The organism is Sphingomonas sp. Leaf28 (genome assembly GCF_001421685.1).
Classification (GTDB): Bacteria; Pseudomonadota; Alphaproteobacteria; order Sphingomonadales; family Sphingomonadaceae; genus Sphingomonas; species Sphingomonas aurantiaca.
The window spans coordinates 247,026-256,750 of the sequence record NZ_LMKX01000009.1; the positions used below are offsets into that span (position 1 = coordinate 247,026).

A 9,725-nucleotide genomic window follows, 5' to 3' on the forward strand; every position below is an offset into this window, starting at 1 on the left:
CGGCTTCGCGCCATGCGGGCTTGCCGCTATGAGGGCGGTCATGATCGTGCTCGACCCCGTTCCATACCCCATCGACCATATCGCGCGGCGCGGCGCGGCGCAGGACGTCGCGCTGATCGACAAGGCGGGATCGATGACGTTCGCCGAGCTCGAGGCGGGCGTCGCCCGATTGGCGGGATGGCTCGCGGGGCAGGGGCTCTCGGCAGGGGACCGCGTCGCGACGTGGTTGCCCAAGACCCGGGTCGCCTGCCTGATGCCGCTGGCGGCGGCGCGCGCGGGGCTGGTGCATGTCCCGGTCAATCCGCTGCTCCGGCGCGCGCAGGTCGCGCATATTCTCGGCGATAGCGGCGCGCGGCTGCTGGTGACGCAGCCCGTGCGCGCCGGGACTCTGGACGATGGTGATGTGCCAGACGGCTGCACGATTGCGGACGAGGCCGATGGCATTGCCGGGAACGGCGCCGGGCTGGGGCCGTCGGACGCCGATCCCGATCGTCTGGCGGCGATCCTCTACACGTCCGGCTCCACGGGGCGGCCGAAGGGCGTGATGCTCAGCCATGCCAATCTGTGGCTCGGTGCGATTTCGGTCGCGCACTATTTGAAGCTCGTGCCCGCCGACCGCGTGCTCGGCGTGCTGCCCTTGTCGTTCGACTATGGCCAGAACCAGCTGTTTTCGACCTGGGCGGCGGGCGCCTCGGTCGCGCCGCTCGACTATCTGGTCGCGCGCGATGTGGTGAAGGCGGTCGCGCGCTTCGGGGCGACGACGCTGGCAGGAGTACCGCCGCTCTGGGTGCAACTGCTCGAGGCGGAGTGGCCGACAGAGACCGCTGCGAAGTTGCAACGGCTGACCAATTCGGGCGGCGCGCTGACGCCGCGGCTGGTGCGGGGCCTGCGCGCGCGGTTCCCGGCGGCGGATGTCTACGCGATGTACGGCCTGACCGAGGCGTTCCGGTCGACCTATCTCGACCCGGCGCTGATCGATACGCATCCCGATGCGATGGGGCGGGCGATCCCGTTTGCAGAGGTCTCCGTGGTGAAGCCCGACGGCACGCGCGCCGCGGCCGGCGAGGCGGGCGAGCTCGTGCATGCAGGCCCGCTGGTGGCGCAAGGCTATTGGCAGGATACAGAGCGGACGGCGCAGCGGTTCCGGCCGGCGCCGGATGGGCGCGGCATGGCGGTGTGGTCGGGCGATACCGTGACCGAGGGGGCGGACGGCCTGCTTCGGTTCGTCGGGCGCGATGACGAGATGATCAAGAGCGCGGGGAACCGGATCAGCCCGCTCGAGGTCGAGGAGGCAGTACTGGCCGGCGGCGAGGCGCGCGAAGCGGTCGCGGTCGGCGTGACAGATGCGCGGCTTGGGCAGGCGATCGTCGTCATGGCGGCGGGCGATGCCGGCGGCGAGACGGCGTTGCGCGCGCGACTGCGGACGACGTTGCCGAGCTTCATGCAGCCCGGCCATTATCTGTGGCGCGAGGAATTATCGCGCAATGCCAATGGGAAGCTCGACAGGTCTGCCATCGCGACCGAGGTGCGACACTGGTCGCAGGGCAACGAGGAGCACGTGCGATGAAACCGATGGGCGCTCTTCCTCCGGAGTTCGCAGGCCAGTCGGGGTCGCTGTCGATCGCCGGCCAGTCGGCTGACGACTGGGCTTTGCAGGCCGGCGATACGCCGCTGTTCGTCTACGACATGGCGATCGTCGCCGCGCGTATCGCGCGGTTCCGGGCCGCGATGCCGGCGATCGATCTGCATTACGCGATCAAGGCCAATCCGCATGCCGATCTGCTCGCGGCGATCGCGCCGCTCGTAGATGGGCTCGATGTCGCCTCCTCGGGTGAGCTCGCCCACGCGCTGACCGTGAAGCCAGCCGCCGCGATCAGCTTTGCCGGCCCAGGCAAGCGCGACGACGAACTCGTCGCCGCGATCACCGCGGGCGCCACGCTCAACGTCGAATCGGAAGGCGAGGCGGCGCGTGCGTTCGCGATCGGCGATCGGCTCGGCCTGGCACCGCGGATGGCGGTGCGCGTGAACCCCGACATCGAACTGCGCGGATCGGGGATGCGGATGGGCGGACGCGCGTCGCCGTTCGGCGTGGACGCGGTGCGTGCCGCGGCGCTCGTGACGGCGATCGTCGGCGCCGGGGCGGACTGGCGGGGCTTTCATATCTATGCCGGCAGCCAGGCGCTCGATCCCGGCGCGATCATCGAGACGCAGGCCGCAACGCTCGCGCTCGCCGCGCGGCTGGCCGACGAAGCGGGCGTGGCGCCACCGCTCGTCAATCTGGGCGGCGGGTTCGGCGTGCCCTATTTCGCCGGCGACGTGGCGCTCGACGTCGAGCGGGTCGGCGACGCGCTGGCCGACGCGCTTGCATCTCGCGCGGCCATCCTCGGCGAGACGCGGTTCGCGATCGAGCTGGGGCGCTGGCTGGTGGCCGAGGCCGGCGTCTATCTCACGCGCATCGTCGACGTGAAGCAGAGCCAAGGCGAAACCTTCGTCGTCGTCGACGGCGGTCTCAACCACCAGCTCGCCGCCAGCGGCAATTTCGGCACCGTGGTGCGTCGCAACTATCCGATCGCGGTCGCGGCGCGCATGGGTCAAGAAACCACGATCACCGCGTCCGTGGTCGGTCCGCTCTGCACCCCGCTGGACCGGCTGGGCGACAAGGTCGCGCTGCCCACGGCCAAGGTCGGCGAGTTGATCGCGATCTTCATGGCGGGGGCTTATGGGGCGAGCGCCAGTCCGTATGCGTTTCTCGGGCATCCACCTGCGATCGAGATCGTTTCTCAATCATAGCCTGTCGTTTACTGTCCCATTCTGGGGCCGGTGCCGGCCGGGGGCATGGTTACGGGGCGCTCCTAACGCTATCTTCACCTGTTCCCGGCATAGCCGAGGCTGAGTTTAGCCGACCGTCGGGCAATCGACGGACGGTGTGGCGCCAGGAGAAAAGTGGCCATGCGTTCCGGACCCGTTGCGAAATCCCTGCTGACCCTCGGCCTTGTTGGTGCCACCGTGTCCGCGTGCACCAGCACCGGCGGCCGCCCAGAACTGCCGCCTGCCGCCTATGTCGCGAACAAGGAATTGCCGGGCGAGGACTATGTGATCGGCCCGCTCGATCAGCTCAATATCTTCGTCTGGCGCAATCCCGAATTGTCGTCGAAGGTCCAGGTGCGCCCCGATGGCCGGATCACGACGCCGCTGATCAACGACATGCCCGCGGTCGGAAAGACCCCGGCGATGCTCAGCGACGACATCAAGAAGGCGCTGGGGGCCTATATCAAGGACCCGATCGTCTCGGTGATCGTCGAGAATTTCAGCGGCACCTACAGCCAGCAGGTCCGCATCGTCGGCGCGACCGAAAAGCCCGCGTCGATCCCGTACCGCGCCAACATGACCCTGCTCGACGCGATGATCGCGGTCGGCGGGCTCAGCCAATATGCGGCGGGCAACAAGGCGCGGCTGGTCCGCTACGACCGGGCCACCGGCAAGCAGACCGAGTTCGCGTTGCAGATCGGCAACCTGCTGAAGAAGGGCGATTCGTCCGCCAACGTCCGGCTCGAACCCGGTGATGTGATCATCATCCCCGAATCGATGTTCTGAGGCACGCGCGATGAACGGGATCTACGACGAGGTGCGAATCGCGCTCCATGCGATCTGGACGCGGCGCTGGCTGGCGCTGGCGGTAGCGTGGGGCGTCTGCGTGCTCGGCTGGCTGGTCGTGTCGCAGATCCCGAGCCGCTACGAATCCACGTCGCGCGTGTTCGTCCAGATGCAGACGATCCTGCCCGCGGGGATGGACGGCGTGCCGCAGAGCACGCCGATGACCGTCGACACGATCCGCACGACGTTGATCTCGGCGGTGAACCTCGAAAAGGTGGTGCGCGGCACCGACCTGGCGGCGACCATCTCCAGCGACCGCGACGTCGCCGACCGGGTCGCGAGCCTGGCGCCCAACATCAAGATCGCGTCGCAGCAGGACAATGTCTTCCAGATCACGACGAGCGCCTCCAGCCCCAAGCTCGCGCGCCAGATCACGCAGAAGCTGATCGACCTGTTCGTCGAGCAGAACCTTGCCGGTGATCGCTCCAAGACGACGCAGAGCCTGACGTTCCTCGATCAGCAGCTCGCCGCCCGGCAGAAGCAGCTGGCGGATGCCGAGGCCAAGCGCGCCGATTTCCAGAATCGCTATCTCGGCAGCCTCCCGGGCACCGGCTCGGTCAGCGACCGGATCGGCGCCGCGCGTTCGCAGATGTCGCAGGTCGACGGCGATCTCGCCGCCGCGCAGTCGAGCCTGTCCGCGGTGCAGGGGCAGATGGCAGGCACGCCGGCGACCGTCGCGGGGGCAGGGGGTGTCGCCGGCGCGATCGGGCCGGCGCGCGCGCGGCTCCAGGCGATCCAGGGGCAGCTCGCCGATGCGCGCGCGCGCGGCTATACCGAAAACCACCCCGACGTCGTCGCGCTCAAGAGCCAGCTGGCGGCCGCGACCGCGGCGGCGCGCAGCGAGCCCTTGTCGGGCGGCAGTGGCGGCAGCAGCGCGCAGAACCCGCTTTACGCCTCGCTCCAGTCGATGGTCGCGGATCGCACCGCGACGGTGGCGTCGCTGCGGATGCGGCGCAGCCAGTTGCAGGGCGATCTCGACCTGCTCAACTCGAAGCTGACGGGCGATCCCGAGGTCGCCGCCGAGCAGGGCTCGATCGATCGCGATTACCAGGTGCTCAAGGACCAGTATGACGCACTGCTGAAACAGCGCGAGCAGACGGCGATTGTCGGGCAGGCGCAGTCGCAGAGCGATCACGTCAAGTTCAGCGTGATCGATCCACCGACGATGCCGACCAAGCCCAGCGCGCCCAACCGGATGCTGCTGCTCACCGGCGTCCTGGTCGCCGGGCTCGCGGCGGGGATCGGCGCGGCGTTCGCGATGGGCCAGTTGCGCGCGACGTTCGCGACCAGCAGCCGGCTCGAGAAGGTGGCGGGCATGCCCGTCATCGGCTCGATCGGCGAGGTCGTTACGCGCGTGCAATCGAACCATCGCCGCCGTAAGTTCAAGATGTTCCTGGGCGGCACCGCCGCGCTGGGTGCCGCCTATGTGTTGCTGCTGGGGGTAGAGATCCTCCAGCGCGGCCTGGCGGCCTGAAGGGTATGACCGTGACGAAACCAGATCGCGAACCCTCGCTGCTCGAACGTGCGGCCAAGGTGTACGACTTCACCGCCCATGCGCGCGCCCGCGGCGGCGCCGTGCCGCCGGCGCAGCCGGTGGCGCCGGTCGTCGACACGCCGGTGGCCCCGCCGGCGCCCGCCCCGGCACCGGCTCCCGATTTCACCGACGCGACCTTCCTGGCGATTCCCGAGGAACTGCGCGCGCCGATCGGCGACGAGTTCGGCGACGAGGTCTATTATCCCGAGGATCCGGACGACACCGCACGGATCGATCGCGGGATGCTCGCCGCCAACGGCATGATCGTGCCCGGCGCACCGGTCGGTCCGCTCGCGGAGGAGTTTCGCCTGATCAAGCGGCAGCTGCTGATCGCCAGCGCGCGGATTGCCGAAAGCGAAAGCGCGGACAAGGCGCGGATGATCCTGGTGTGCTCGGCCCGCCCGGAGGATGGCAAGACGTTCTGCGCGATCAACCTCGCGCTCTCGATCGCGGCGGAGCGCGACACCGAAGTCCTGCTCGTCGATGCCGATGTCGCAAAGCCCGATATCGTCAAGCAGCTGGGCCTGATCGACGGTCCAGGCCTGCTCGACGCGCTGAGCGATTCGCGGATCGACGTCGAGGATCTCGTCATCGCGACCGACGTGCCGCATCTCTCGATCCTCCCCGCGGGCACGAAGACCGCGATGGATACCGAACTCCTTGCCAGCGCGCGGACCAGGGCGGTCATCGCGCGGCTGCTCGCCGCCAACCCGCGCCGGATCATCATCATCGATTCGCCGCCTGCACTGGCCGCCTCCGCCGCATCGGTGCTGGCGATGCGGGTCGGCCAGGTGATGCTCGTCGTCCGCGCCGATCGCACGCCCGAGAGCGAACTGCGCGCCGCGGTCAACATTCTCGACGGATGCGAGCATATCCAGCTCGTCCTCAACGCCGTCGCGTACGTCCAGGGCGGCGCGCGCTTTGGCAGCTATTACGGTCAGGACAGCGCCCAATGATCCGCCACGCCTCTCGCAGCCTCGCGTGCGTGGGCAGTGCGGCGACGCTCGTCGCGCTCGCCTTGCCGGCCGCCGCGCAGGACGCGCCCCAAGTCACCGTCCGGCCCTATATCGAGGCCAGCCAGATCCTCGACGCCGATCTCAGCGGCGGCGACACGCTGACCTATACCAGCCTTGCGGCGGGCGTCGACGCGACGATCGCGACGCCGCGCGTGGCCGGGCAGGTCAGCTATCGCTACGAACGCCGCTTCGCGTGGAACGACGATGTCGGCGACAGCGATATCCATTCGGGGCTGGCGCGCGTCGATGCCAAGCTCAACCGCAACCTGACGATCGAGGCGGGCGGCATCGCTACGCGCACCCGGTCGGACATCCGCGGCGCCGCGCCCGGCCTGCTCGTCGGCAATGTCGACAACGTCTCGCAGCTGTATGCGGTCTATGCCGGCCCCAGCTTCACCGGCGTCGCCGGCCCCGTCACGTTCAACGCCAATTACCGGCTCGGCTATACCAAGGTCGAGACGCCGACCTTCGCCGATACGAACATCGGCGGGCAGCGGCTCGATTATTACGATGATTCGATCGGCCACACCGCGACCGCCAGCGCGACGGTCGCCCCCGGCATGATCGCGCCATTCGGCGTCACGCTGAGCGGCGCCTATGACCGCGAGACCGCCAGCCAGCTCAAGCAGCGCTACGAAGGCTATTACGGCCGCGGCGACGTGCTCCAGCCGATCTCCCCCTATGTCGCGCTGACCGCGGGCGTCGGCTATGAGAAGATCGAGACCAGCCAGAAGGACGCGCTGGTCGACGCGACCGGTGCGCCGGTCCTCGACGAGGACGGCCGGTTCGTCACCAACGCCGCATCCCCGCGCCGGATCGCCTACCGGACCGACGGCATCTATTACGACGCCGGCGTCGTCTGGCGTCCCAATCGCCGCACCTCGGTCGAAGGGCATATCGGCAAGCGCTATGGCTCGCTGAGCTATACCGGCACCGCAACCTATCAGGCGTCGCAGTCCGTCGGGCTCGCGGTCAACGTCTATGACGGCGTCCAGACGTTCGGCCGCCAGCTCCGCACCGGGCTCAGCAACCTCCCGACGAGCTTCGTCTCGGGCCAGCAACAGGGCTTTGGCCAGCAGTTCAACGGCTGCGTCTTCGGCTCCAGCGGCGCGCAGCCGGGCGCCTGCCTCAACGACGTGTTCCAGTCGATATCGACGTCGAGCTACCGCGCGCGCGGGATCGACGGCGTGCTGATCGCGACGCGCGGGCGGTCGACCTGGGGCGCGGGCATCGGTTATGCCAGCCGCAAGCTCTATTCGCCGCGGCTCGCGCCGGGCCTCGTCGTCAGCGGCCTCGAGGACCAGAGCTATTACGGGCAACTTTTCTACGCACGTTCGTTGACCCCGGTGTCGGGCATCAACGCCGATCTGTTCGTGAATTACTATGACAGCGGCGTCGAGGATATCACGGGCGACACCAGCGTTTGGTCCTATGGCGGGACCGGAACCTATTATCGTAATTTCGGGCGGCTCGGTACGACCGCGTCGCTCGGACTCTACAGCTTCAAGGTCGGTGATCTCGATAGCGACTGGTCGGCGCAGGCGCTGATCGGTGCGCGGTACCAGTTCTGAAGGCGAGCAGCTTATGTACGACGAACATTATGGACTGACGGGGCGCCCGTTCCAGCTGACCCCCGATCCCAAATTCTGGTTCGAAACCGGCACGCACCGCAAGGCGATGGCGTATCTCGGCTATGGCCTTGCGCAGGGTGAGGGCTTCATCGTCATCACCGGCGATATCGGCGCGGGCAAGACCACGCTCGTCGGCCATCTGATGGACACGATCGATCACCAGCAGCTCAACGCGATCAAGCTGGTATCGACCGCGATCGAGGCGGACGACCTGCTGCGCATCGTCGCGACCGAGCTTCAGGTGGATCCGTCGGCGCTGACCAAGGCCGAACTGCTCACCGCGATCGAGCGCGGCCTGCACGCGGTCGCGCGCACCGGCAAGCGCACCTTGCTGATCGTCGACGAGGCGCAGGCCTTGCCCGTGTCCGCGCTCGAGGAACTGCGGATGCTGTCGAACTTCCAGGCGGGCGGCCATGCGCTGTTGCAGATCGTCCTGCTCGGCCAGCCCGAGTTCCGCGATCGGCTGCACGGCTCCGACCGGCTTGAACAGCTCCGCCAGCGCGTAATCGCGATCCACCATCTCGATCCGATGGAGGAGCATGAGGTTTCCGACTATCTCGCACACCGCCTGACGGTGGTCGGCTGGACCGGTAACCCCGACTTTTCCGACGATGCGTTTGCCGCCTTCTATGCCGCCTCGGCAGGCGTCCCGCGCCGCCTGAACCTGCTCGCCGGGCGCGTGATGCTCTACGGCGCGATCGAGGATCTCCGCGTCATCGATGCCGCCGTCGTGCGGTCGGTACAACGCGATCTCGAAGGTGATCTGCCGACGCTGGCGACCGATACGGGGAAGGGCGCCGCTACGCCCGCCGCGTCGATCGCGCAGCCTGCGCCCGTCGCCGAAGCACCCCGCACCGATCCGGCGATCGAGGATCGTATCGCCGCGCTCGAGGCACGCGTGGAGGTGCAGGACAAGGCGCTGCGCCGCGTGCTGACGTTGCTGGTCGACTGGGTCGAGAGCGATACCGACAAGCCCGACTATGCGCCGATCCGCGGCGTCGCTGCCTGGCATGATGCCGCGTAAGATGAGCGGCGTAAAAGCGCCTGTCCTCAACGGCATGTCCGTCGATGTTGAGGACTGGTTTCAGGTCGGCGCCTTCGAAAACGTCATCGACAAGGCGGAGTGGGACTCGCTGATGCCGCGCGTCGAGGCGAACACCGACGCGGTGCTCGCACTGTTCGCCGAGCGCGACACCAAGGCGACGTTCTTCACGCTCGGCTGGGTCGCGCATCGCTATCCCGCGCTGATCCGCCGGATCGTCGATGCGGGGCATGAGATCGCCAGCCACGGCTGGGATCACCAGCGAGTCTTCACGATGACGCCGGATGTCTTTCGCGCCGACCTGATCCGCGCGCGGACCGCGATCGAGAATGCGGCAGGCACGGCGGTCACGGGCTATCGCGCGCCGAGCTTCTCGATCGATCAGCGGACGCCATGGGCGCATGTCGAGCTCGCGGACGCGGGCTATGCCTATTCGTCGAGCGTCGCGCCGGTAAAGCACGACCATTATGGCTGGCTCGACGCGCCGCGTTATGGCTTCAAGCCGCTCCCCGACAGCGCGCTGATCGAGGTACCCGTGACGGTTGCCAAGTTCGGCGAACGCAAGCTTGCGACCGGCGGCGGCTTCTTCCGCCTGTTGCCGGCCGCGATCACCGATTTCGCGGTGCGTCAGGTCAACCGCGAAGATCGCCCGGCGATGTTCTACTTCCACCCGTGGGAGATCGATCCATCGCAGCCGCGCGTCGATGCCGCACCGATGCGCTCCAAGATCCGCCATTATTCACGGCTCGGCGCGATGGCGGGCAAGCTGCGCGGGTTGCTCGGTCGTCATGCCTGGGGCCGCGTCGATGCGGTCGTCGCGCGCGAAGCGGCCCGGCTGGCGTGACCGC

Annotated in this window: 8 protein-coding genes; all 8 read left to right on the forward strand. The window is 68.1% G+C overall.

Annotated features, from left to right (window positions below; all coding sequences use genetic code 11):
- The first annotated feature begins 40 nt into the window (after positions 1–40).
- Entirely contained in the window at positions 41–1,567 is a 1,527-nt protein-coding gene (locus ASE79_RS14270) for an AMP-binding protein (protein WP_056417877.1), read from the forward strand.
- Complete coding sequence (locus tag ASE79_RS14275) at positions 1,564–2,790, forward strand: pyridoxal-dependent decarboxylase, exosortase A system-associated (protein WP_056417879.1); 1,227 nt, start codon at positions 1,564–1,566, stop codon at positions 2,788–2,790. The genes ASE79_RS14270 and ASE79_RS14275 overlap by 4 nt, the downstream gene beginning before the upstream one ends.
- 159 nt (positions 2,791–2,949) lie before the next feature.
- Positions 2,950–3,594 (forward strand): XrtA/PEP-CTERM system exopolysaccharide export protein, encoded by a 645-nt coding sequence (locus tag ASE79_RS14280; protein ID WP_056417882.1) that lies wholly within the window; start codon positions 2,950–2,952, stop codon positions 3,592–3,594.
- A 10-nt stretch (positions 3,595–3,604) separates the two neighbouring features.
- The gene (locus tag ASE79_RS14285; RefSeq protein ID WP_056417885.1) at positions 3,605–5,128 is read left to right on the forward strand and encodes an XrtA system polysaccharide chain length determinant; all 1,524 of its coding nucleotides are present in this window, start codon (positions 3,605–3,607) and stop codon (positions 5,126–5,128) included.
- Between the two features lie 5 nt (positions 5,129–5,133).
- The gene (locus ASE79_RS14290) at positions 5,134–6,144 is read left to right on the forward strand and encodes an AAA family ATPase (protein WP_056417888.1); all 1,011 of its coding nucleotides are present in this window, start codon (positions 5,134–5,136) and stop codon (positions 6,142–6,144) included.
- Positions 6,141–7,775, forward strand: coding sequence for a hypothetical protein (locus ASE79_RS14295; RefSeq protein ID WP_056417892.1), 1,635 nt, complete (start codon positions 6,141–6,143; stop codon positions 7,773–7,775). The genes ASE79_RS14290 and ASE79_RS14295 overlap by 4 nt, the downstream gene beginning before the upstream one ends.
- A gap of 13 nt (positions 7,776–7,788) precedes the next feature.
- A complete protein-coding gene (locus tag ASE79_RS14300) occupies positions 7,789–8,859 on the forward strand; it encodes an ExeA family protein (protein WP_056417894.1) in 1,071 nt (356 codons plus the stop codon).
- Position 8,860: 1 nt separating this feature from the next.
- Positions 8,861–9,721, forward strand: a complete 861-nt coding sequence (locus ASE79_RS14305) for an XrtA system polysaccharide deacetylase (RefSeq protein WP_235516947.1) — start codon at positions 8,861–8,863, stop codon at positions 9,719–9,721.
- The last annotated feature ends 4 nt before the right edge of the window (positions 9,722–9,725 follow it).

Coding starts and splice junctions, on each gene's coding strand:
- ASE79_RS14280 (WP_056417882.1), top strand. CDS start 2,950: ATGCGTTCCGGACCCGTTGCGAAATCCCTGCTGACCCTCGGCCTTGTT.
- ASE79_RS14300 (WP_056417894.1), top strand. CDS start 7,789: ATGTACGACGAACATTATGGACTGACGGGGCGCCCGTTCCAGCTGACC.
- ASE79_RS14270 (WP_056417877.1), top strand. CDS start 41: ATGATCGTGCTCGACCCCGTTCCATACCCCATCGACCATATCGCGCGG.
- ASE79_RS14275 (WP_056417879.1), top strand. CDS start 1,564: ATGAAACCGATGGGCGCTCTTCCTCCGGAGTTCGCAGGCCAGTCGGGG.
- ASE79_RS14305 (WP_235516947.1), top strand. CDS start 8,861: ATGAGCGGCGTAAAAGCGCCTGTCCTCAACGGCATGTCCGTCGATGTT.
- ASE79_RS14290 (WP_056417888.1), top strand. CDS start 5,134: ATGACCGTGACGAAACCAGATCGCGAACCCTCGCTGCTCGAACGTGCG.
- ASE79_RS14295 (WP_056417892.1), top strand. CDS start 6,141: ATGATCCGCCACGCCTCTCGCAGCCTCGCGTGCGTGGGCAGTGCGGCG.
- ASE79_RS14285 (WP_056417885.1), top strand. CDS start 3,605: ATGAACGGGATCTACGACGAGGTGCGAATCGCGCTCCATGCGATCTGG.